Origin of the sequence: Paraburkholderia sp. BL9I2N2 (genome assembly GCF_004339745.1) — a bacterium.
In the GTDB taxonomy this organism is placed as follows: domain Bacteria; phylum Pseudomonadota; class Gammaproteobacteria; order Burkholderiales; family Burkholderiaceae; genus Paraburkholderia.
On the sequence record NZ_SMGP01000001.1, the window covers coordinates 976,722 to 999,424 of the forward strand.

Sequence of the window (22,703 nt, forward strand, 5' to 3'; positions counted from 1 at the left end):
CGGGCTTCTTGGGCGAATCGCGCCGTCGTATTTTTGGAGGTTGGTGGCGTTGCGCGCGAGCCGGTGATTCCGGCGCCGCGCCATCTAAGTAATGGCCGTGCCGTTTGACGGCTGTCTCCGTCTGCCGTTCAGGACGTAGCCGCAGAAAACGAAGCGCGGTACGCATGCGTTGACAGATACGCATGCGAACCGCGCAACTATGCGACCAGCGGCGCTTAGTGGTCCGTCATCTGGCCAGGCTGTCGGCCGGGTGCCCCTCGCACGGGGGCGCCCCCATTATTGCCATTACCACGACCGCCGCCATTGCCCGCCTGCTGCGACGGCGGTGGCGGAGGCGGCGGGCTGGCAGCCCCCGGCCGGGGCGCATTTGATCCGCTCGGGCCACGTGGCCCTCCTACGCCGCCTTGAGGCGGCGGGCCGCCGTGCGAGCCGCCATTCGGCTGACCGTGCCAGCCGCCGTTATCGCCGTGGTTGCCGTTGTTTCCATAGTTGCCGTTGTTCGGCCGGCCCCGGTTCGGATAGCCGCCGTAGCCCGGTCCGTAATAGCGGCCCGGTCCGTCGTAATAGCCGGGGCCAGAGTAGTTGCTGTAGCCCATGTAGACGTTGGTTTGTGGCACGACCGGCACGCCGGTGGCGTAGCCGTCGTAATCGTCATAGCCGCTGTAACCGCCGCCGTAGCCGTTGCTGTACATCGGCGTGCCGTCCGGATAGACCGCGCAGCCGCCGAGCAGGGTGGCGGCAGCGAGGCAGGCGATGGGTGCGATGCGTTTCATGGTGATGGACCAGTGCGAGATTTATGTTTCTGTAAGACCGCTATTATCGTCATCCGTCGCAAGAGCTTTGTATGTGTTTGTAAGGATTTCTTTCTTGTGCCATGACGAGCGTCGACGTCGTGCGCCGCAAAACGTGAATTCACTGTTCCATTCGGAGCAACGCTCTATCTCGCGCCAGTGGGTTTTTCCCGATTGCGAATTCCTATAGCATTCGCACTGGGCATAGTGGGTTACAAACTCATCTGCCCCTAATCGGAAGAAACGACATCATGAAAAAGACAATATCGGTGTACTGGCCCCTCGCCATCGTTGTGCCGCTCGCTGCGGCTGCTTATCTGCATATTTGCGGCGACGCTGCGTCGCGCGCCCCGCAGGCTCCGCTCGCGGCCGCTCAGCTGACGGCTGAACTCGCGCGTGCCGTTTCGTACGGCATGATCGACGACACTGCCACGCTGCCGGCCAAACCTATGCGCGCCGCTACGGCGATGCCGATCGCGGAAGCGTCGTAAGCAAAGGTTAAGCGCGAGCGGAATCGGTCGCAGCACCCGAACGCCACGCTCGCGGCCACTAGCGCGCCGGCTTCCGGCGAGATTCCGGCCAGCTTTGTATAATCGCGGCACCATTTGTTAACAGTCGTCCTGCGCGCGTCGCGCGCCTGAAAAAGCCCCTTGATGAAAACCGTATCCATCTGCTTTGTCTGCCTCGGGAACATCTGCCGTTCTCCGACCGCGGAAGGTGTGATGCGTCATCTGGTCGGCGAGGCGAAGCTCACGGAGCGCATTCTGATCGACTCCGCCGGAACGGGTGACTGGCACATCGGCGAGCCGCCGGACGAGCGCGCGCAGCAGGCGGCCGGCCGGCGCGGCTATCAACTCGCCGCCTTGCGCGGCCGCCAGGTCGCTGTAGCGGATTTCGAGCGCTTCGACCTGCTCATTGCGATGGACGACAAAAACGTCGCCGCGCTGCGTCAGGTCTGCCCGCCGCAGCAACGCGACAAGATCCGTCTGCTGATGGAGTTTGTCCCCGAAGCGGACGCCCGCTGGAGCGGCGCCCGCGAAGTCGTCGACCCGTATTTCGGCGGCGCGGAAGGTTTCGAGCAGGTACTGGATCAGTGTGAAGCGGCCTGCCGTGGCCTGATTGCGGCGTTACGTCCCCAATTGCTTGTGTAGAGTTTGGCGAGAGAGCGCGCCAGCTTATCCAACAATTAAGCAAATGACCCAAATCGCGGTAGGGATACTTGACTAAATCGCTCATGTATTTATACTTGACAAAACTTGTCGAGAATTGCGGTTCCCACACCATATGAGACTCACCACGAAAGGCCGTTTCGCCGTCACGGCGATGATTGACCTGGCACTGCGCCAGGAGCAGGGCCCGGTGACGCTTGCGGGTATCAGCCAGCGCCAACACATCTCCCTGTCGTACCTCGAGCAGCTGTTTGGCAAGCTGCGTCGTCATGAAATCGTCGAGTCCGTGCGCGGACCGGGCGGCGGCTACAATCTGGCCCGCCGCGCCGAAGACGTAACCGTGGCCGACATCATCATCGCCGTCGACGAGCCGCTCGATGCCACCCAATGCGGCGGCAAGGGCTCCTGCGAGGGTACCAAACAGCACGACGGCCACTGCATGACGCATGAACTGTGGTCCACGCTGAACCAGAAAATGGTCGAGTACCTCGATTCGGTCTCCCTGAAAGATCTGGTGGACCAGCAGCGTTCGCGCGAAGGCGCGCCGGCCGTGCTGCGCGACAGGCGCAACGAAGCGCCGGCGGTCGAACCCGTCCGCGTGGCGCCGAAAGGGCCCAATTCCGTTTTCAACATGGCCGGTTCCTAGGCGCGGTATCGAGCAGTCACCGCAGCCTGATAAGAAACCCAGAAGCCAGAGCACATGACGTCCCCGGAGCAATTGATGAACAACGACACTCTCCATCTGCCCATCTACATGGACTACAGCGCGACGACGCCGATCGATCCGCGCGTGGTGGACAAGATGATTCCGTATCTGCGCGAGCAGTTCGGCAACCCCGCATCGCGCAGCCACTCGTATGGCTGGGCGGCGGAGCGCGCAGTCGAAGAAGCGCGTGAGAATGTCGCCGCGCTGGTGAACGCCGATCCGCGCGAAATCATCTGGACCTCGGGTGCCACGGAGTCGGACAACCTGGCCATCAAGGGCGCCGCGCACTTCTACAAGAGCAAGGGCAAGCACATCATCACGGTGAAGACCGAGCACAAGGCCGTGCTCGACACTTGCCGCGAACTCGAGCGCGAAGGCTTCGAAGTCACGTATCTGGACGTCAAGGACGACGGCTTGATCGACCTGGAAAAGCTCAAGGCCGCGCTGCGTCCGGACACGATTCTGGTGTCGGTCATGTCGGTGAACAACGAGATCGGCGTGATCCAGGACATCGAGGCGATCGGCGAGATCACTCGTGAAAAGGGCATCATTTTCCACGTCGACGCGGCGCAAGCCACCGGCAAGATCGCGATCGACCTGCAAAAGCTGAAGGTCGACCTGATGTCGTTCTCGGCGCACAAGACGTATGGCCCGAAGGGCATCGGCGCGCTGTACGTGCGCCGCAAGCCGCGTATCCGTATCGAAGCGCAGATGCACGGCGGCGGTCACGAGCGCGGCATGCGTTCGGGCACGCTGGCCACGCACCAGATCGTCGGCATGGGCGAAGCGTTCCGTCTCGCACGTGAAGAAATGGCGACGGAAAACGAACGCATCCGCATGCTGCGCGACCGTCTGCTGCGCGGCCTGTCGGAAATGGAAGAAGTGTATGTGAACGGCGACATGGAAAAGCGTGTGCCGCACAACCTGAACATCAGCTTCAATTTCGTCGAAGGCGAGTCGCTGATCATGGCGGTGAAGGACGTGGCGGTGTCGTCGGGCTCGGCCTGTACGTCGGCTTCGCTGGAACCGTCGTATGTGTTGCGCGCGTTGGGCCGTAACGACGAGCTGGCGCACAGCTCGATCCGCTTCACGGTGGGCCGCTTCACGACCGAGCAGGACGTCGATTACGTGATCAACCTGCTGAAGACCAAGATTTCGAAGCTGCGCGATTTGTCGCCGCTGTGGGAAATGCACAAGGACGGGATCGATATTTCGACCATCCAGTGGGCAGCGCACTGACGCGCCGGGTTTGGGACGATATCGAATTCATCGAATTGCAATTGCAGGTTGAAACGGATCAAGGAGTGTAATCATGGCTTATAGCGACAAGGTTCTGGACCATTACGAAAACCCGCGCAACGTCGGTTCCTTCGCGAAGGACGACGATGCGGTCGGCACCGGTATGGTCGGCGCGCCGGCATGCGGCGACGTGATGAAGCTGCAGATCCGCGTGGGCGCGGACGGCATTATCGAAGACGCGAAGTTCAAGACGTATGGCTGCGGTTCGGCGATTGCGTCGAGTTCGCTCGTCACCGAATGGGTGAAAGGCAAGACGCTCGATCAAGCCATGTCGATCAAGAACACGCAGATCGCCGAAGAACTGGCGCTGCCGCCCGTGAAGATCCACTGCTCGATCCTCGCGGAAGACGCGATCAAGGCGGCGGTCGCCGACTACAAGCAACGCCACGGTGAAGCAGTCGTCGAAGGCGACAAGCAACACGCTTAAGTGGTGATTGCGGCGCGGTTTCAGCGCGGTTTTCAGGTGAATCGAAACGGGCGGCGGCGCGAATTGCAGCGGGCCGCCCGGTCCGAGCGATATTTGATGCAGGCAGGGTAGCAGCGCGTGAGCAGGCAGAAGAATGACCGGCACGCACTGCGCAATGAGAAACGCTATGGCAATTACGTTGACCGAAAAGGCAGCACAGCACGTCCAGAAGTATCTGAACCGTCGCGGTAAGGGCGTCGGCTTGCGCGTCGGCGTGCGCACCACCGGTTGCTCCGGCTTGGCTTACAAGCTCGAGTACGTGGACGAACTCGCGCCCGAAGACGAAGTGTTCGAATGCAACGGCGTGAAGCTCATTGTCGACCCGAAGAGCCTCGCCTATATCGACGGCACCGAACTCGACTTCGCACGTGAAGGGCTGAACGAAGGCTTCAAGTTCAACAACCCGAACGTGAAGGACGAATGCGGTTGCGGCGAATCGTTCCGCGTGTAGATCCGGACATTCCGCGTGCAGCGGATCAAAGGCGGCGCGGGCCGCCTTTTTAGTTTCATCCGCGAATTCGCCTGTGCCGCCAGGCTCTGCCGAGCCGCGTTTTTAGACTGCACTCCGGTGCGCTTTCCTGAACGGACTCCTTTTATCCGATGGCCTCGCTGAACGACAGCCACTTCGACCTGTTCGATCTGCCGGCGCAATTCGCGCTCGACGCATCAGCGCTCGATCACGCCTACCGCACGGTGCAGGCGCAAGTGCATCCGGACCGCTTCGCGGCGGCCGGCGACGCGCAAAAGCGCATCGCGATGCAATGGGCGACGCGCACCAACGAGGCGTATCAGACGCTGCGCGATCCGTTGAAGCGCGCCACCTATCTGCTGCATCTGCGCGGCATCGACGTCGGCGCGGAGAACAATACGGCGATGGAGCCGGCGTTCCTGATGCAGCAGATGGAATGGCGTGAAGGCATCGAGGACGCGGCCGCGGCGAAGAACGTCGATGCGCTCGACGCCTTGTTGACCGAACTGCGCGACGAAGAGCGCGTGCGTTTTGACAAGCTCGGCGCCTTGCTCGACAGCGGCGCGAATCACGCCGCGGGCGAGGCGGTGCGGCAGTTGATGTTCATCGAGCGGGTGGCGTCGGAAATCGGCACGCAGATCGAGCGGCTCGAGAACTAGCGAGCCAGAGCCGTGCGTCGTGTACCGCCGGCACGAACGCCGCGGAAGCGACCCGAGGCGCCGTAACATTACAACCAGCAACGCGAAAATTCAGGACGGGGTCGAGCGGCCCCGAGAAGATCCAGATGGCCCTACTGCAAATCTCCGAACCCGGCATGGCGCCGGCGCCCCACCAGCGGCGTCTGGCGGTCGGTATCGATCTCGGCACCACCAACTCCCTCGTTGCCGCCGTGCGCAGCGGCGTGCCCGATGTGCTGCCCGACGAAGACGGCCACGTGCTGTTGCCGTCGGTGGTGCGCTACCTGGAAAAGGGCGGCCGCCGTATCGGCCGCACGGCCAAGGCCGAGGCCGCGAGCGATCCGCGCAACACGATCGTCTCGGTCAAGCGCTTCATGGGCCGAGGCAAGGCGGAAGTGGAAGGTGCCGAAAACGCGCCATACGATTTCATCGATGCACCGGGCATGGTGCAGATCCGCACCGTCGACGGCGTGAAGAGCCCGGTCGAAGTGTCGGCCGAAATTCTCGCGACGCTGCGCCAGCGCGCCGAAGACTCGCTCGGCGACGAACTGGTCGGCGCGGTGATCACGGTGCCCGCTTACTTCGACGAAGCCCAGCGTCAAGCGACCAAAGATGCCGCGCGTCTGGCCGGGCTGAATGTGCTGCGCCTCCTGAACGAACCGACCGCGGCCGCGATTGCCTACGGCCTCGACAACGGTTCCGAGGGGCTGTACGCCGTGTACGACCTCGGCGGCGGCACCTTCGATCTGTCGATTCTCAAGCTCACCAAGGGCGTATTCGAAGTGCTCGCGGCGGGCGGCGACTCCGCGCTCGGCGGCGACGATTTCGACCACGCGCTGTATCGCCATGTGCTGGAGCAAGCCGGCATCGCGCCGCAAACCCTCGCACCGGAAGACGTGCGCTCGCTGCTGGACAGCGTGCGCGTGGCCAAGGAGGCGTTGTCGGACGCGCCGAGTTCGAAGCTACAGACCACGCTCTCGAACGGCGCTCAGATCGATCTGACGATCGACGAGGCCACTTTCGAGGCCATCACGCAGGCGCTGGTTCAGCGCACGCTCGGCCCCACCAAGAAGGCGCTGCGCGACGCCAAAGTCACGACGAAGGAAATCAAGGGCGTGGTGCTGGTCGGCGGCGCGACGCGCATGCCGGTGATCCGCCGCGCGGTCGAATCGCTCTTCGGCCAACCGCCGCTGATCAATCTCGACCCGGATCAGGTGGTCGCGCTCGGCGCGGCGATCCAGGCCGATCTGCTCGCGGGCAATCGCGGTGCGGACGGCGACGAGTGGCTTTTGCTCGACGTGATTCCGCTCTCGCTCGGCGTGGAGACGATGGGTGGTTTGACCGAGAAAATCATCCCGCGCAATTCGACGATTCCGGTCGCGCGCGCACAGGATTTCACGACATTCAAGGATGGCCAGACGGCCATGGCGATCCACGTCGTGCAAGGCGAGCGCGAGCTCGTCAGCGACTGCCGCTCGCTCGCGCGCTTCGAGCTGCGTGGCATTCCGCCGATGGCTGCCGGCGCGGCGCGCATTCGCGTGACCTACCAGGTGGACGCCGACGGTCTGCTGTCCGTGTTCGCGCGCGAGCAGGGCTCGGGCGTGGAAGCGTCGGTGGTGGTCAAGCCGTCCTACGGTCTCGCCGACGACGATATCGCCCGAATGCTCGAAGACAGCTTCTCGACCGCTGAAGTCGACATGCGCGCTCGCGCGCTGCGCGAAGCGCAAGTCGAAGCGCGGCGACTCGTGGAGGCCACCGACGCCGCGCTCGCCGCCGACGCCGAACTGCTCGACGACAGCGAGCGCGCCGAGCTCGACACGCTGCTCGATGCATTACGCAACGTCGCGCAAAGCGAGGATGTCGACACGATCGAAGCCGCTACCAAAACCCTCGCCGAAGGCACTGACGAATTCGCCGCCCGCCGCATGAACAAGGGCATTCGCCGCGCGCTCGCCGGCCGCAAGCTCGACGAGATCTGAGCGCCGCGGTTGCGGCAGGGCGGGCCGCCCGGTCGGGCCGCCGCAAAGAATCGAATCGCGCCGCGTGGACTTAAAAAGTCCGCGCGGCGCCAGTAAAATGGTACGGAGCCTGTTTGCGGCCGCCGTGCCTCAGACCCAAACGGAAAATGTATGCCTCAAATCGTTGTGCTGCCTCACGTCGAACTGTGCCCAGAAGGCGCGGTGATCGATGCCGTGCCCGGCAAGAGCATCTGCGACAGCCTGCTCGAACACGGCATTGAAATCGAGCACGCGTGCGAGAAGTCGTGCGCGTGCACGACCTGCCACGTGATCGTGCGTGAGGGTTTCGCCGCCTTGACGCCATCGGAGGAAGACGAGGACGATCTGTTGGACAAGGCGTGGGGGCTCGAACCGGCCTCGCGTCTGTCGTGCCAGGCCATGGTGCCGGCGGAGCAGGATCTGGTTGTCGAAATCCCTCGCTACTCGATCAATCACGCGAAGGAAAACCACTAACAGGAGGATGCAGCCATGAAGTGGACCGATACGCAAGACATCGCGATGGCCCTGACTGACAAGCACCAGGACATCGATCCGCAACAGGTGCGCTTCACCGACTTGCACCGTTGGGTCACCGAGCTGGAAGGATTCGACGACGATCCTAACCGGTCGAACGAAAAGATCCTCGAGGCGATTCAGGCTGCATGGATTGAAGACGCGGATTATTGAGCGTCACTGAAATTTCCGACGCCGGTCAGCGATGTGCTCCACGCCGCTGCCGGCTACGGCAAAGAAAAAGGCGACTCCAATGGAGTCGCCTTTTTTGCGTCTGGCGCAAATTCCGCCTGGTTACGCCCTAGCTTGCTACAAGCGTGCCGTTCTGAACCCGAACGCGCTGACCTTGCTGGAACGGCGGCGCTTCATGGTAGGTGAAGTAACGCGTCTTGCCGCTTTCCATCCGCACCCGTACCGAATACGACGTGGTGCTGCGGATATGTTTCTCGACCGAGTTGCCGGCAAGGCCGCCGCCGAGCGCGCCGAGAACGGTCATCGCGGTACGGCCGCCGCCGCTACCGAACTGGTTGCCGACCACGCCACCGGCCACCGCGCCGCCGACCGCGCCGATACCGGTGCCATGACCTTCCTGACGCACCGCCGAGATGGCCTCGACTACGCCACATGTCGAGCAGTAGGCTGGTTGCGCCGGCTGCTGCTGTTGCTGGGCATAGTTGGGCGCCGGCTGGGCCTGTTGCTGCTGCGCGTATTGCTGCTGCTGCGTGGGCGCAGGCGCCGGAGCGGGCGCGGGCTGCGGCTGTTGCGCGGCTTGCTGCTGGGCAGCCTGTTGCTGCGCGGCCTGCTGCTGTGCTGCCTGTTGCGCCGTCGGGTTGGCAGGCGCCGCCGAATCGACCACGCCCTGCTGGTTAGCTTGCGTGGCGACTTGCGCCGATTGCGTCTGATCGTTTTGCGCGCCGTTGCTGGATGCCTTCGGGAACAGGCCCGTGACCGCCGCGGTGGCGACGAGGCTTGCGATGATCACCGCGCCGGCAGCGGTCGCGACGAGCGGGTGAATCCGGCGTTGTTGCGCAGGCTGCGCGGATTGCGTGGCGGGTTGCGTGTTCGGATTGTCCATTTTGGCCTCCGTCTTCAACAGGAGTCGACTTTTGGTAAGACAAAGTGTCTGGTAAATCGATTCGGTGAGGGTTTCAATTTGTAACGATTTCCGGGTGATCGCCGCGATGGCGTCCTGTCAAAGCCCACGCGGCGCGGCGGACCGCCGCTTCCGGCAAGCGCTCGCGCGGCGAACACGGACGGCGGAATCCTCGCATGGCGCGCAGCTTTTACCGATGGTTACAAACCGTCCGACGGCCGCCAGGTGTGCTTTCAAAGGAAGTAGCAAGAAAAACGCCCGGCATCGAGCCGGGCGTTCTCCAGGATGCGAACCACGCAACGCTCAGTCTTCGCGGCGCAGATGCGGGAACAGAATCACGTCGCGGATGCTCGGGCTGTCGGTCAGCATCATCACCAGACGGTCGATGCCGATGCCGCAACCGCCGGCCGGCGGCATGCCGTATTCGAGCGCGCGAATGTAGTCCGCGTCGTAGAACATCGCTTCCTCGTCGCCGGCGTCTTTCTGGTCGACCTGCTTCTTGAAGCGGGCCGCCTGGTCTTCCGGATCGTTCAGCTCCGAGAAGCCGTTGGCGATTTCACGGCCGGTGATGAACAGCTCGAAGCGCTCGGTGATGCCGTCGACCTTGTCCGACGCGCGCGCGAGCGGCGACACCTCGATCGGGTAGTCGATGATGTAGGTCGGCTCCCACAGTTGCGACTCGGCGGTCTCTTCGAACAGCGCCAGTTGCAGCGAACCGACGCCCGCGTTCAGGAACTGCGGCTGCGACGCATCCACGCCGAACTTCTTCAATTCCGTGCGCAGGAAAGCGCTGTCGGCGAGTTGCTCATTCGTGTATTGCGGCGCGTACTTCTGGATTGCCTGCGTGATCGTCAGGCGATGGAACGGCTTCGCCAGATCGAGTTCGCGGCCCTGATACGTGATTGTCGCGGTGCCAAGCGAGTCGATTGCGGCCTGGCGGATCAACTGTTCGGTGAAGTCCATCAGCCACTTGTAATCGGTGTACGCGGCGTAGAACTCGATCATCGTGAATTCCGGATTGTGGCGCACGGACACGCCCTCATTGCGGAAGTTACGGTTGATCTCGAACACACGCTCGAAGCCGCCGACCACGAGGCGCTTCAGATACAGCTCCGGCGCGATACGCAGGAACATCTGCATGTCGAGCGCGTTGTGGTGTGTGGTGAACGGCTTGGCCGCCGCGCCGCCCGGAATCGGGTGCAGCATGGGCGTTTCGACTTCCATGAAGTCGGCGTCGGCCATGAACTTGCGGATCGACGAAATCGCCTTCGTGCGCGCAACGAAAGTCTTACGCGTTTCCGGCGTGACGATCAGATCAACGTAGCGCTGGCGATACTTCATTTCCTGGTCCGACAGGCCATGGAACTTGTCCGGCAGCGGACGCAGCGATTTCGACAGCAGGCGCAGTTCCGTGCAACGCACCGAGAGCTCGCCCTTGTTGGTGCGGAACAGCACGCCACGCGCCGCGACGATGTCGCCCATGTCCCACTTCTTGAAGGCGTCGTACGTTTCCTGGCCGACGTCGGCGGGCGTAATGAAGAACTGGATCTGACCCGAACCGTCGCGCACGGTCGCGAAGCTCGCCTTGCCCATCACGCGCTTGAGCATCATGCGGCCGGCGATCGCGACTTCGAGCGGATTCGCTTCGAGCGCTTCCTTGTCGGCGTGCTCATACTGCGACTGCAGATCTTCGGCGTGATGCGTGGGACGGAAATCGTTCGGATAGGCGACACCTTGCTCACGCAGCTCGCGCAGCTTTTCGCGGCGCTCGGCCATGATTTTGTTGTCGTCCACCTCGGGCGCCATATTCGGCTGGGCCACATTCGGCTGGGCCGCATTCGGCTGGGTCGGTTCGGTCATGATGATTTGGTATTCGGTGGCCCGCACGGAAGTGGCTCGCATGCGGGTGGCCAGTCAGTAAAAACCTCAGGCGGTAAAAAGATACGGCGCGGCGTTGCAAGGGCAGGCCGCGCCGGTTGCGCTTAGACGCCCTGTTTCAGGCTGGCGCTGATGAACGGATCGAGGTCGCCGTCGAGCACGCTCTTGGTATTGCTGATTTCGACGTTGGTGCGCAGATCCTTGATACGGCTGTTGTCCAGCACGTACGAGCGGATCTGATGACCCCAGCCCACATCGGTCTTGCCGGCTTCGAGCTTGTCCTGCTCGGCCTGACGCTTGCGGATTTCCGCTTCGTACAGGCGCGATTTCAGCATGGCCATCGCTTCGGCGCGGTTACGGTGCTGCGAACGGTCGTTCTGGCACTGCACGACGATGCCCGACGGCATGTGCGTGATACGCACCGCGGAGTCGGTCTTGTTGATGTGCTGACCGCCCGCGCCGGACGCGCGGTACGTGTCGATACGCAGATCGGCCGGGTTGATGTCGACTTCGATCGAGTCGTCGATTTCCGGGTACACGAACACCGACGAAAACGACGTATGACGGCCGCCCGACGAGTCGAACGGCGACTTGCGCACGAGGCGATGCACGCCGGTTTCGGTGCGCAAAAAGCCGTACGCGTATTCGCCTTCGATCTTGATCGTGGCGTTCTTGATGCCCGCTACATCGCCGTCGGTCTGTTCCAGCACTTCGGTCTTGAAGCCTTTGCGTTCGCAGTAGCGCAGATACTGGCGCAGCAGCATGGAGGCCCAGTCGCACGCCTCGGTGCCGCCGGCGCCGGCCTGAATGTCCAGGAAGGCGTTGTTCGGATCGGCCGGGTTCGCGAACATGCGGCGGAATTCCATGTCGGCGACACGTTGTTCGATGCCTTGCGCGTCAGATTCGCAGGCGAGGAGTGTTTCCTCGTCGTCTTCTTCGCGGGCCATGTCGAACAGGTCCTGCGCGTCGCGCAGGTCGTTATCGAGCGACGTGAGTTTGCCGACGGTGTCGTCGAGCAGCTTCTTCTCCCGGCCGAGGGCCTGGGCGTGCTTCGAGTCGTTCCAGACGTCCGGGTCTTCGAGTTCCCGGTTGACTTCGATTAGACGCAGTGCTTTGTCGTCGTAGTCAAAGATACCCCCGTAGCGCGCCCGCGCGAGTGCGCAGGTCCGCCAGTGAGGCTTCGATCGCGTTGAGACGTTCCGCTTCCATGTCGATCTTTTATAGCTTCGTAAAAAGGGGAAATTATAGCCGATCGGCGTGCCGCGCCGGAGGCTGTTCAGCGATCCGGCGCGTGTTTGCGGTTGATTTTGCGGCGATTTTTCGAGGTTTTCGGTGTCCCGGAGCCTGGCGCGCCGCGCGGCTTCGACTCACCGCTTCAGTGCATCGCCTCAGCTCGCGGCGTGCTCCACGATCAGCTGCACGCGCGATACACCGTTCCATGTGTCGCTCGCGAGGCGATAGGCGACGGTGGTGCGAGCGGGCAGCGTGTCGGTGTGATTGAACCAGATCGCGTTGAAGCGCTGGCGCCCGCGCACGAGTTGCAGCTTCAGGTGCTTGTCCTTCACGAGCGCCTGCGAGGCGATGTCGAATTCACCCGAAAACACCGGCGCGGGGAAGCCCTGGCCCCACACGGCGGCGTCGAGCATTTCGACGAATTGCGGCGTGAAATACGCGTCCTCCAACTCGCCGTCGGTTTCCACCGTGCGCGAGAGCGCGTCCTCGGACAGCCATTCGCGGCCGACCGCTTCGAACGCGGCGGTGAAGCGCGCTACGTCGGCGGCGGCGAGCGTGAGGCCGGCGGCCATCGCGTGGCCGCCGAATTTGACGATCAGGCCGGGCTCGCGCTTCGAGATCAGATCGAGCGCGTCGCGCAGATGGAAGCCCGCGATCGAGCGGCCCGAGCCTTTGACGGTCTGGCCGCTGTCGTCGGCGAGCGCGAAGGTGAACGAGGGCCGGTGGAACTTCTCCTTCAGCCGCCCCGCGACAATGCCGATCACGCCCTGGTGCCAGCTGGGATTGAACAGCGTGATGGTAGTCGCGCCGTCAGGATCGATCGCCGAGAGGTCTTCGAGCGCCTGCTGCTGCATGCCGGCTTCGATTTCGCGGCGTTCGCGGTTCATCGTGTCGAGTTGCTGCGCGAGATCCCACGCGCGGCCGATGTCGTCGGTCGTCAGGCATTCGATTCCGAGCGACATGTCCGACAGGCGGCCCGCCGCGTTCAGGCGCGGCCCGAGCGCGAAGCCGAGGTCGAAACCTGACGCGCTGCGAGCGTCGCGCGCGGCGGCGCGAAAGAGCGCGGCGATGCCCGGCTGCATCTTGCCTTTGCGGATGCGCTGCAAGCCTTGCGCGACTAGCACGCGGTTATTGCCGTCGAGCTTGACGACGTCCGCGACCGTGCCGAGCGCGACCAGATCGAGCAGGCCGTCGAGGCGCGGTTCGGGAAACGCGTCGTTGAAGGCGCCGCGGCGGCGCAGTTCCGCGCGCAATGCCAGCAGCACATAAAACATCACGCCTACGCCCGCGATGCACTTGCTCGGGAACGTGCAGCCCGGCTGGTTCGGATTGACGATCGCGCGGGCGGCCGGCAGTTCGTCGCCGGGCAGGTGGTGATCGGTGACCAGCACGTCGATGCCGAGCGCATTGGCCGCTTCCACACCGTCGACGCTGGCGATGCCGTTATCCACCGTGATCAGCAGATCCGGTTTGCCCGACGCGCTGCGCGCAGCCAGCGCGACGATCTCGGGCGTCAGGCCGTAGCCGTACTCGAAGCGGTTCGGCACCAGATATTCGATCCGGCCGCCGAACATGCGCAGGCCGCGCACCGCGACCGCGCAGGCAGTGGCGCCGTCGCAATCGTAGTCGGCGACCACCAGCATGCGGCGTTTCTGCTGGATTGCGTCGGCGAGCAAGGCGGCGGCGTCTTCGCAGCCCTTGAGCGCGACCGGCGGCACGAGCCGCGCGAGGCCGGTTTCGATTTCGTCGGGCATGCACACGCCGCGCGATGCGTAGAGGCGCGCGAGCACCGGATGCAGGCCGTGGCGGGTGAGGACTTCGGCGTCGACAGGAGAGCAGGCGCGCGTAACGATTCGAGTCATTCGGAAAGGCCGTGAGTCATTCGATCAATTATTCGATGAAGAGCGAGGCGAGCACGCGCCGCCGCCAGAATTTGCGCAGGTCGCCGCGCGTAACCGAGAGCGTCACCGAGCCGGTGTCGCCGCACAAGGTCAGGCCGAGTTCGGCGAGATCGCCGGATTGCAGCGCGGCGAGCGCGGGTTCGAACCAGTCTGTTTGCATGGCGGCGAAGGCGTCGTTCCAGCGCGCCCAGTCCTGCTGGATGTAGGGCGCGGAGAACGGATCGAGTTCGACCAGCGTGATGCTCGCGCCCGCGTGCGTGGCGCCGTTCGCCTTGTCCGCGAGCGACGCCAGCGCGCCGAACGAGCCCGGCGGCGCACCGTTCGCGACCCCGGCGGTCATCGCAAGGCCGCGCGTGGCGGCCGCGTCGGACAGCACCCGCGCGAACGGACTGCGCACCGGTTGCGCCGCGCCCTGCGCGTGAAACCAGATCGAGTTGACGGCCGGCAGGCCGCGCGCCTCGCGCGCTTCGTTGACCGGATGCTCGAACCACGCCATCTGCACTTCGTTCTGCAGCTTCATCCACGCGCGCGAACGCTCGCCGGAATGGGCCTCGTGCGGCAGCCAGATTTCGATGTTGCGCCCGCTCGCGCGCAACGGCGACGCGCCGGCCAGCGTGCCGAAGCCGTCGCCCGACAGATACCAGCGCGCGGGCCGCGGCGCTTCGATACGCACGCCGAGTTCCTCGATCAGCGGCCGCGCGACCGCGAGCAGCGCGCCGGCTTCCTCGTCGGACAGATCGAGGGAGGCCGGATCGATCAGCACCAGATGATCGTGCGCGATGCGCACGTGCACCGGCTGCACGCAGGCCCATGTGGCGTTGCCGGGTTCGCCGCCGTCGGCGCGCAGCATGTACGGCGCGAGCGGCGCTTCGTCGGCGGCCGCCGCGCCGCTCGGCAGCGCGCCAAATTGGCGTGCCACCCAGCGCTCGTGCGGCAGCGTGCGCTGAAAGTCTTCGCCGATCACGCGTTCCACCAGCGTCGCGCGCGCGATCAGCCGGTCGAGGGCCGGACTGCGGATGGCGTGAAGGGCGGTGGAGGCGTCCGCTGCGGCGGGCAGCGCGAAGGGCAGGAGAAGATGGAGACGGTTGGCGAGCATGATGCTGCGCATTGTAGGGCAAAGAGTGCGAGTATTCCGACCATCAGCATCCGCTCGACGAAGCGTGGCGGCAGCGGACCTCCGGGTTCGCCGCCGGCCGGCCGCCGGAGCAACAGCCGCGCGCGGCGGCACCGCGCACATGACGAGGGAGACCGGCATGTCGCGTGAACTCAAAACCGAGCAGGAATTGCTAGCGCTGGTCGTCAAGGCGCTCGATGCGAACCCGGCCACGGCCGGCTGGATTCCGACCGGCTTCCACGAGACCGTGGACGACGAGAGCGGCTGCAACTGGGACATCAGCCATCTGCACCGCGACCGCAAGGACGCCGACGTGCGCGACGCCGCCAACAGCGCCGCCGCGGGCATCATCAACGAGCTGCGCGGCCGTTACAACCTGCGTTAGGCGGAACCGGGGCCGTGCCCGAACGCGGCGCACGGCGACGCGGCGCCGGTTCAGGACGGCCGCCGCCGAGCCGAGCTGACCGCAGGCGGCCGGCGTTTCTGTTCGAGGTCCCGTCCACACTGCGTTTGCGCGAGCGGGCGGCATTGTATGGCAAACTTCGCGCTTGATTAGTGGTGGCAGCGATGTTGGCGACAGCAACGGCCGCCTCCCGGACAGCCGCGGACCGCGGTGGCGCGCGCATTGCTACGCTACGGCACGCCGTACCGGAACCATCCGCGTCGCAACGACACCAATGATCACGACGCTCGGGCCGCACGGCAGGCGCTTCACGCCATCGTGCGCGGCACAAAGCCGAAGAACGCAGACAAGGATTCGCTTGAAATTTCCCTACGAATGGCAGATTGGCTGGCGCTACACCCGCGCCGGCAAACGCACGACCGGTAACGGCTTCATTTCCTTCATTGCGCTCGTGTCGATGTCGGGCATCGCGCTCGGCGTCGCGGCGCTGATCGTCGTGTTGTCCGTGATGAACGGTTTTCAGAAAGAGGTGCGCGACCGCATGCTGTCGGTGCTCGCGCACGTCGAAATTTTTTCGCCGACCGGATCGATGCCCAACTGGGAGCTGACCGCCAAGGAAGCGCGCCAGAACAAGGAAGTGATCGGTGCGGCGCCGTATGTCGAAGCGCAGGCGCTGCTCACGCGCCAGGACGCGGTGAGCGGGGTGGCGCTGCGCGGCGTCGAGCCGTCGCTGGAGCCGGAGGTGTCCGATATCGGTAAGGAGATGAAAGGCGGCAGTCTGAACGCGCTGAAGCCGGGCGACTTCGGCATCGTGCTGGGCGCCGACCTCGCCACCAATCTCGGCGTGCAGGTCGACGACAAGATCACGCTGGTCGCGCCCGAAGGCACCATCACGCCAGCCGGCATGCTGCCTCGGCTAAAACAGTTCACGGTGGTGGGCATCTTCGAGTCCGGACACTACGAATACGACAGCACGCTCGCACTGATCAACATCAAGGACGCGCAGGCGCTATTCCGGCTGCCCGCGCCGACCGGCGTGCGGCTGCGCCTGACCGACATGCAGCGCGCGCCGGAAGTCGCGCATCAGCTTGCGCGCACACTGTCCGGCGATTTATACATTCGCGACTGGACGCAGCAGAACAAGACCTGGTTCTCGGCGGTGCAGATCGAAAAACGCATGATGTTCATCATCCTCACGCTGATCATCGCGGTGGCGGCGTTCAATCTGGTGTCGTCGCTCGTCATGACGGTGACCAACAAGCAGGCCGACATCGCGATTCTGCGCACGCTCGGCGCGCAGCCCGGCTCGATCATGAAGATTTTCGTCGTGCAGGGCGTGACGATCGGCTTTATCGGCACGGCGACCGGCGTCGCGCTCGGCTGCCTGATCGCGTGGAGCATTCCATGGCTCGTGCCGATGATCGAACATCTGATCGGTGTGCAGTTCCTGCCGCCGTCGGTGTATTTCATCAGCGAACTGCCGTCCGAACTGGTTCCGGCCGACGTCGCGCGAATCGGCATCATCGCCTTCGCGATGTCGGCGCTGGCCACGTTGTACCCGAGCTGGCGTGGTGCGAAAGTCCGTCCGGCGGAGGCACTGCGCTATGAATGACCGTTCCGCAAACCTATCCATGGCTTCTTCCGACACCGTGCCGCATCCCTACGTGCTGGAAGCAACCGGCATTTCCAAGTCGTTCGTGCAGGGCGGTCTGAACGTGACGGTGCTCAATAACACGGAACTGAGCGTGCGGCGCGGCGAGAAGCTGGCGATCGTCGGCGCGTCGGGGTCCGGCAAGAGCACGCTGCTGCACGTGCTTGGCGGCCTCGACGATCCGAGCGCCGGCCATGTCTCGGTGATGGGCAAGCCCTTCACCAAGCTCTCGGAGCGCGAACGCAACGACCTGCGCAATCGCGCGTTGGGTTTCGTGTATCAGTTCCACCATCTGCTGCCGGAGTTCACCGCGCTCGACAACGTTGCGATGCCGCTGCGGATTCGCCGCATGACGACGGAAGCATCGCGCCGCGAAGCGCTCGCGGTGCTGGAGCGCGTCGGCATGGGCCATCGCGCGAAGCATCGTCCGGGCGAGTTGTCGGGCGGCGAACGCCAGCGCGTCGCGATTGCGCGCGCGCTGGTGACGAAGCCCGCCTGCGTGCTGGCCGACGAACCGACCGGCAACCTCGACGGTGGCACCGCGGACACCGTGTTCAACCTGATGCTCGAACTGTCGCAAACGCTCGATACGAGCTTCGTGATCGTCACGCACGATCCGGAACTCGCGGGGCGTTGCGACCGCATCATGCGGCTGCGCGACGGCGTGCTGCACGAAGAGCCGCCGGTGCCGGTTTAAATGGCCGGACGCCGTGAGCCGGCGCTGCGCCGCTTGCGCCGATAACGAGGCACGTCATGTGGATCGATACGCACTGTCATCTCGACGCTTCGGAATTTGACGCCGACCGCGCGGAAGTCGCGGCGGCGGCGCGCCGCGCGGGCGTGGGACGGATCGTGATTCCGGCGATCGGCCGGCAGAATTTCGCGGCGGTGCGTGAACTGGCGCACCGGGTCGACGGTGGCGCGTACGCGCTCGGTATTCATCCGTTGTTCACGCCGGGCGCGCAGGAGAGTGATCTCGATCTGTTGCGCATGGAAATCGAGGCGAGTCTCGACGACCCGCTGTTTGTCGGTATCGGCGAGATCGGCCTCGATTATTTTGTCGAGGGTCTCGACGACGCACGTCAGCAATTCTTCTACAACGGCCAGTTGCAGCTCGCGCGTGAATTCGATCTGCCGGTGATCTGCCATGTGCGCAAATCGCAGGATCAGGTGATCAAGGGACTGCGGCGGCATCAGATTCATCGCGGCATCGCGCATGCATTCAACGGCAGTTTTCAGCAGGCTCAGGCGTATATCGACCAGGGCATGCATCTCGGCTTCGGCGGCAATCTGACTTTCGAGCGGGCGCGGCAAATCCGCCGTCTCGCCGAGCAGTTGCCGTTCGACGCGCTGGTCGTGGAAACGGACGCGCCGGACATCGCGCCTTCGTGGATTTACAAACAGCGCAATACGCCGGAGCAGATTCCGGCGATCGGCGCGGGCCTCGCGCAACTGCGCGGCATGGCCGCCGACGAAGCCGCCCTAGGCACAACGGCTAACGCGCTCGTCGCGCTGCCGCGCCTCGCACTTTCCTCTGCATAATTGAACTCGATGGTTTGAGTGGTTCGCGCCGGGCGATACCCACGCCTGGCGGGCTCGCTGACGCCCGCGTGGCGAGCGTTGCGTCGTCCGGCGATTGCTGGCGGAGGGCGGATGCGGGCATGGTGGTGTGGATTTGCGTTGGGCGTGATCGGGCTGCAACGGCAGGCGGTGCTGCCGGATTGGATGGCGTTGTGCGGGTTGGTGGTGGTTGCTTGTGCCGCGGTCGTGGTGGCGGTGTGGGGTTTGGGCGAGTGCGGAAGTGCTCGCGTTGGTCGGGATGACGCGGTCGCTGGAGCTATGCTTGCGACTGCGGCCGCTACTGGCGCTACGGCTGCCGCGAAGTCGACGTCTGCGGCCACTAGCATCACGTATGCACGCGCGGCAATTCTCACTGCACTAACCGACCGGATCCGCGTCAGCCAGCGTGTGCGTTCATTCGCCGGCTGGAGCGCGGTGTCCTGCGCGGCGTTATGTGTGGGCTTCGGCTATGCAGCCGTTCGCGCGGAAATGCGTCTCGCGGTGAGCTTGCCGAACGCGTGGGAAGGGCGCGATATCGAGGTGGTCGGCAGCATCAAAGGCCTGCCGTCACGCGATGAAAACGGCGCGCGTTTTCTCTTCCACGTTGAATCGGCCGAAGCACCCATTGACGCTTTCCCACATGTGATCCAACTCTCGTGGATCGCTGAAGATGCGCCGCCGCCTTTGCTCGAACCCGGCTCACGCTGGCGGCTGACGGTGCGCCTCAAACGTCCGCATGGCAATGCCAACTTCGGCGTGCGCGACGCGGAGGCGAGTCTGCTCGCGCGCAACGTGCGGGCCACCGGCTATGTCAGCGCGCCGGCTCATGCCGTGCGATTGCGCGGCTATGCGCGCGGCGTTGGCGTGACGGTGGACCGCTGGCGTGCCGCACTGCGCGAACGGATCGATGCGGTGCTCGCCGGCGCGCCGCACCGCGGGATCGTCGTGGCGCTCGCCATCGGCGCGCAGGACGAAGTCAGCACCGCGGACTGGTTGCTGATGCGAGGCACGGGCACGAGTCATCTGGTGGCGATTTCGGGGCTGCACATCGGTTTCGTCGCGGGCCTCGCGGGCTGGCTGGCGGGCGCGTTCTGGCGGCGCTCCGGATTTGTCGGCCGCAACTGGCCGTTGCGGCTGCCCGCGCAAGTCGTCGCGGTCACGGGCGGCGCGGTGTTCGCCGCGCTGCACGCTGCGTTGGCCGGCTTCAATGTGCCGGCGCAGCGCGCGCTGTGGATGGCGGGGGTCGTCGCGCTCGCTTTTATCAGCGGGCGCAATGTGGCGCGCTCGGCGGTGCTTGCGTGGGCCTTGGGGCTCGTGCTGCTGATCGATCCTTGGGCGGTCGCGTCGGCGGGATTCTGGTTGTCGTTCTGCGCGGTGGCGGCGATTCTGTTCGCCATGTCGGGGCGGCCCCGTGTGCAGGATCATCGACAGCACCGCGACGAAACGGGCGAGGGCGGCGAGGCATCGAGCCGATGGTCGAGGTTGCGCGATGGCGTGCGCCGCCGCATGCGAAGTACCGGCGAGCGGCTGCGCAGCGCCGCGCACGTGCAATTCGCCGTGACGGTCGCGCTCGCGCCGTTGACTGTCTACTGGTTCGCGCAGATTCCGCTGATCGGCCCGCTCGCGAATGCCTTCGCGATTCCGTGGGTAAGCATGCTGGTGACGCCGGCGGTGCTGGCCGGCGTCGCATTGCCCGCGCCGCTTGACGCCTACGCGTGGCACGTCGCGCACACTTTGCTCGAGCTGCTGGCAGCGGGCTTGCAGAGGCTGTCCGGTCCCGCCTGGGCGCTCTGGCGTCTGCCGCAACCGGATGCGTGGACGCTGGCCGCGGCGGCAGTGGGCGCGCTCTGGTGTCTGGCGCCGCGTGGCTGGCCGCTGCGCTGGGCCGCGCCGCTGACATGGCTGCCGCTTCTGATGCCGGCGCCGTCCGGGCCGCCGCACGGCAGTTTCCGTCTGACGGCGCTGGACGTCGGTCAGGGCACCTCGGTGCTGGTCGAAACGGCGCATCACACCTTGCTGTTCGATACCGGGCCGGGTCCGGAGTCGACTCACGCCGGCGAGCGGGTGGTCGTGCCGTTTCTACAGGCGCATGGCGTGACGGCGCTCGACACGCTGATCATCAGTCACGCCGACTCCGATCATTCGGGCGGCGCGCCCGCCGTGCTGGACGTGATCGAGGTACATCAAATGGTGGCGGCTTTGGCGCCGTCGAATGCGCTGTGGTCGAACGCGAGGCAGCACCGCGCCGACACGCTGCCGTGCGCGGCGGGCCAGCGCTGGCAGTGGGACGGCGTGGAGTTCGCGATGCTCTGGCCGGACGCCGGTCCGCTGCAAGGCAAGCCGAACTCGCATTGCTGCGTGTTGCGGGTCAGTACGTTGCCCGCCGCCGCGAGCCCGTCGCTTAGCCGCATTCAAGCAGAATCGTCACGCATGACGGCCTTGCTGACGGCGGATATCGAAGCGCCCGTCGAACGCGTTCTGCTCGCGCGTGATCGCGGGGCGTTGCGCGCGCAGGTGCTGGTCGTGCCGCATCACGGCAGCAAGACTTCGTCGACCGAGCCGTTCCTCGACTCTATCGACCCGCTTATCGCGCTATTTCAGGTAGGCTATCGCAACCGTTTTCGTCATCCGAATGCGGGTGTGTTCGAGCGCTACAAGGCGCGGCAGATCGAACTCGGGCGCAGCGATGCGGACGGTGCGGTGCGCGTCGAGGTGAGCCCACAGACCGAGGCGAATGCCGACGTCGCCGGCAAAAGCGCCATGCTCACGCTCGAGCGCTATCGCGACACGCGGCGACGCTACTGGATGGATCGCTGACGGGCGTCGATGAATCGCCGGCCGCACAGATAGAAGAAACGCTGCCGGGCGTGGTGACTGCACGCAGGTGTGCACGACAACTCGCACGCAAAAAAACAGAACGGAGATAGCGCAGTTGAAAAACATCATTCACTTTTCGCACGCGAATGGGTTTCCGGCGTCGACCTACCGGACGATCTTCGCCGAACTCTCCGACGACTATGAACTGCGTTACATCGAGCGGATCGGCCACGACGCGCGCTTTCCGGTGACGCAGGACTGGCCGCATCTGGTCGAACAGTTGCTCGACGACATTCGCAGGACGTACGAGCATCCGGTGTGGCTGGTGGGGCATTCGCTCGGCGGCTATCTGTCGTTGATGGCCGCGCTCAAGAAGCCGCAGTGGGTGAGGGGCGTAGTGATGCTCGATTCGCCGGTGATCGCCGGCTGGCGCAGCAGCATGCTGCGCGTGTCGCAATGGACCGGCCTCGACGAGCGGCTCTCGCCCGCGGCCGCCACCCGCACGCGGCGGACTCAATGGGCGAGCCGCGACGAGGCGTGGCGCCATTTCCATTCGAAGCCGGCGTTCGCGCGCTGGGATGAGCGCATGCTCTCCGACTACATCGACTTCGGCATTCCGCAGACTTCACCCGACGGCTCGCGCTCGCTGGCCTTCGACCGCCGCACCGAATATCAGATCTATAAGACCTTGCCGCACACGCTCGGCTCGCGGCTCGCGCGGGGCGCGCCGGTGCCGGTGGGCTTCATCGCCGGCACGCGTTCGAAGGAAATCCGCCAGGCCGGTCTCGACGCTACCCGCCGCGCGACCGGCGGCCATGTGGAATGGATCGAGGGCAGTCATCTTTACCCGATGGAAAAACCGGTCGAAACCGCACGCGCCGTGCAAAGCATGCTGCATGAACTGGAGCAGCGCGGCTGACGGCCGCAGAAAACGGTGCATGATCGAAGCACGGCAACGGCCGCCGC

The 22,703-nt window shown here is 64.7% G+C and carries 22 protein-coding genes; 16 read left to right on the forward strand and 6 right to left on the reverse strand.

Annotated features, from left to right (window positions below):
• Positions 1-215: 215 nt before the first annotated feature.
• Positions 216-773: a hypothetical protein gene (locus B0G74_RS04500; protein ID WP_132373825.1), complete on the reverse strand. Its 558-nt coding sequence runs from the start codon at positions 771-773 to the stop codon at positions 216-218.
• 269 nt (positions 774-1,042) lie between these two features.
• On the opposite strand from B0G74_RS04500, the gene B0G74_RS04505 reads away from it, so the two are divergent.
• The 10 genes from B0G74_RS04505 to iscX all read left to right on the forward strand — a co-directional run bounded on the left by B0G74_RS04505 (position 1,043) and on the right by iscX (position 8,261).
• Positions 1,043-1,282 carry a hypothetical protein gene (locus B0G74_RS04505; protein WP_132373826.1) on the forward strand — a complete coding sequence of 80 codons (240 nt, stop codon included), beginning with the start codon at positions 1,043-1,045 and terminating at the stop codon, positions 1,280-1,282.
• A gap of 162 nt (positions 1,283-1,444) precedes the next feature.
• Positions 1,445-1,942 carry a low molecular weight protein-tyrosine-phosphatase gene (locus B0G74_RS04510; protein ID WP_132373827.1) on the forward strand — a complete coding sequence of 166 codons (498 nt, stop codon included), beginning with the start codon at positions 1,445-1,447 and terminating at the stop codon, positions 1,940-1,942.
• A gap of 133 nt (positions 1,943-2,075) precedes the next feature.
• Positions 2,076-2,606 (forward strand): Fe-S cluster assembly transcriptional regulator IscR, encoded by a 531-nt coding sequence (iscR, locus tag B0G74_RS04515; RefSeq protein ID WP_094783140.1) that lies wholly within the window; start codon positions 2,076-2,078, stop codon positions 2,604-2,606.
• 75 nt (positions 2,607-2,681) lie between these two features.
• A complete protein-coding gene (locus B0G74_RS04520; RefSeq protein ID WP_132373828.1) occupies positions 2,682-3,905 on the forward strand; it encodes an IscS subfamily cysteine desulfurase in 1,224 nt (407 codons plus the stop codon).
• Positions 3,906-3,978: 73 nt separating this feature from the next.
• A complete protein-coding gene (gene iscU, locus B0G74_RS04525) occupies positions 3,979-4,392 on the forward strand; it encodes a Fe-S cluster assembly scaffold IscU (protein ID WP_028199493.1) in 414 nt (137 codons plus the stop codon).
• 166 nt (positions 4,393-4,558) lie between these two features.
• Positions 4,559-4,882 carry an iron-sulfur cluster assembly protein IscA gene (gene iscA / locus B0G74_RS04530; RefSeq protein ID WP_012433565.1) on the forward strand — a complete coding sequence of 108 codons (324 nt, stop codon included), beginning with the start codon at positions 4,559-4,561 and terminating at the stop codon, positions 4,880-4,882.
• A 149-nt stretch (positions 4,883-5,031) separates the two neighbouring features.
• Positions 5,032-5,559 (forward strand): Fe-S protein assembly co-chaperone HscB, encoded by a 528-nt coding sequence (hscB, locus tag B0G74_RS04535; RefSeq protein ID WP_132373829.1) that lies wholly within the window; start codon positions 5,032-5,034, stop codon positions 5,557-5,559.
• Positions 5,560-5,684: 125 nt separating this feature from the next.
• Positions 5,685-7,556 (forward strand): Fe-S protein assembly chaperone HscA, encoded by a 1,872-nt coding sequence (hscA, locus tag B0G74_RS04540; RefSeq protein WP_132373830.1) that lies wholly within the window; start codon positions 5,685-5,687, stop codon positions 7,554-7,556.
• A 150-nt stretch (positions 7,557-7,706) separates the two neighbouring features.
• Complete coding sequence (gene fdx / locus B0G74_RS04545; protein WP_097389705.1) at positions 7,707-8,048, forward strand: ISC system 2Fe-2S type ferredoxin; 342 nt, start codon at positions 7,707-7,709, stop codon at positions 8,046-8,048.
• 15 nt (positions 8,049-8,063) lie between these two features.
• Positions 8,064-8,261 (forward strand): Fe-S cluster assembly protein IscX, encoded by a 198-nt coding sequence (gene iscX, locus B0G74_RS04550; RefSeq protein ID WP_007181290.1) that lies wholly within the window; start codon positions 8,064-8,066, stop codon positions 8,259-8,261.
• 127 nt (positions 8,262-8,388) lie between these two features.
• Here iscX and B0G74_RS04555 read toward each other — a convergent pair whose 3' ends face one another.
• From B0G74_RS04555 to B0G74_RS04575, 5 genes are all read right to left on the reverse strand, one after another.
• Positions 8,389-9,162, reverse strand: coding sequence for a glycine zipper 2TM domain-containing protein (locus B0G74_RS04555; protein ID WP_132373831.1), 774 nt, complete (start codon positions 9,160-9,162; stop codon positions 8,389-8,391).
• Between the two features lie 321 nt (positions 9,163-9,483).
• The gene (gene lysS, locus B0G74_RS04560; protein WP_132376839.1) at positions 9,484-11,040 is read right to left on the reverse strand and encodes a lysine--tRNA ligase; all 1,557 of its coding nucleotides are present in this window, start codon (positions 11,038-11,040) and stop codon (positions 9,484-9,486) included.
• Between the two features lie 122 nt (positions 11,041-11,162).
• Positions 11,163-12,267 (reverse strand): peptide chain release factor 2 gene (prfB, locus tag B0G74_RS04565; RefSeq protein WP_132373832.1). Its coding sequence is split into 2 segments (ribosomal slippage): positions 11,163-12,185 and positions 12,187-12,267, totalling 1,104 coding nucleotides; the frame shifts between segments, so codons are not numbered across the junction.
• A 179-nt stretch (positions 12,268-12,446) separates the two neighbouring features.
• The gene (gene recJ, locus B0G74_RS04570) at positions 12,447-14,153 is read right to left on the reverse strand and encodes a single-stranded-DNA-specific exonuclease RecJ (protein WP_132373833.1); all 1,707 of its coding nucleotides are present in this window, start codon (positions 14,151-14,153) and stop codon (positions 12,447-12,449) included.
• A 28-nt stretch (positions 14,154-14,181) separates the two neighbouring features.
• Positions 14,182-15,300 carry a regulator gene (locus B0G74_RS04575; RefSeq protein WP_132373834.1) on the reverse strand — a complete coding sequence of 373 codons (1,119 nt, stop codon included), beginning with the start codon at positions 15,298-15,300 and terminating at the stop codon, positions 14,182-14,184.
• A gap of 145 nt (positions 15,301-15,445) precedes the next feature.
• On the opposite strand from B0G74_RS04575, the gene B0G74_RS04580 reads away from it, so the two are divergent.
• From B0G74_RS04580 to B0G74_RS04605, 6 genes are all read left to right on the forward strand, one after another.
• The gene (locus tag B0G74_RS04580; RefSeq protein WP_132373835.1) at positions 15,446-15,691 is read left to right on the forward strand and encodes a hypothetical protein; all 246 of its coding nucleotides are present in this window, start codon (positions 15,446-15,448) and stop codon (positions 15,689-15,691) included.
• A gap of 376 nt (positions 15,692-16,067) precedes the next feature.
• Positions 16,068-17,321: a lipoprotein-releasing ABC transporter permease subunit gene (locus B0G74_RS04585; RefSeq protein WP_132373836.1), complete on the forward strand. Its 1,254-nt coding sequence runs from the start codon at positions 16,068-16,070 to the stop codon at positions 17,319-17,321.
• Positions 17,314-18,057: a lipoprotein-releasing ABC transporter ATP-binding protein LolD gene (gene lolD, locus B0G74_RS04590; protein ID WP_106279458.1), complete on the forward strand. Its 744-nt coding sequence runs from the start codon at positions 17,314-17,316 to the stop codon at positions 18,055-18,057. The genes B0G74_RS04585 and lolD overlap by 8 nt, the downstream gene beginning before the upstream one ends.
• A gap of 56 nt (positions 18,058-18,113) precedes the next feature.
• Complete coding sequence (locus B0G74_RS04595; protein ID WP_132373837.1) at positions 18,114-18,902, forward strand: TatD family hydrolase; 789 nt, start codon at positions 18,114-18,116, stop codon at positions 18,900-18,902.
• A 111-nt stretch (positions 18,903-19,013) separates the two neighbouring features.
• Positions 19,014-21,737 carry a DNA internalization-related competence protein ComEC/Rec2 gene (locus tag B0G74_RS04600; protein WP_132373838.1) on the forward strand — a complete coding sequence of 908 codons (2,724 nt, stop codon included), beginning with the start codon at positions 19,014-19,016 and terminating at the stop codon, positions 21,735-21,737.
• A 115-nt stretch (positions 21,738-21,852) separates the two neighbouring features.
• Positions 21,853-22,656, forward strand: a complete 804-nt coding sequence (locus tag B0G74_RS04605; protein WP_132373839.1) for an alpha/beta hydrolase — start codon at positions 21,853-21,855, stop codon at positions 22,654-22,656.
• Positions 22,657-22,703: the final 47 nt, after the last annotated feature.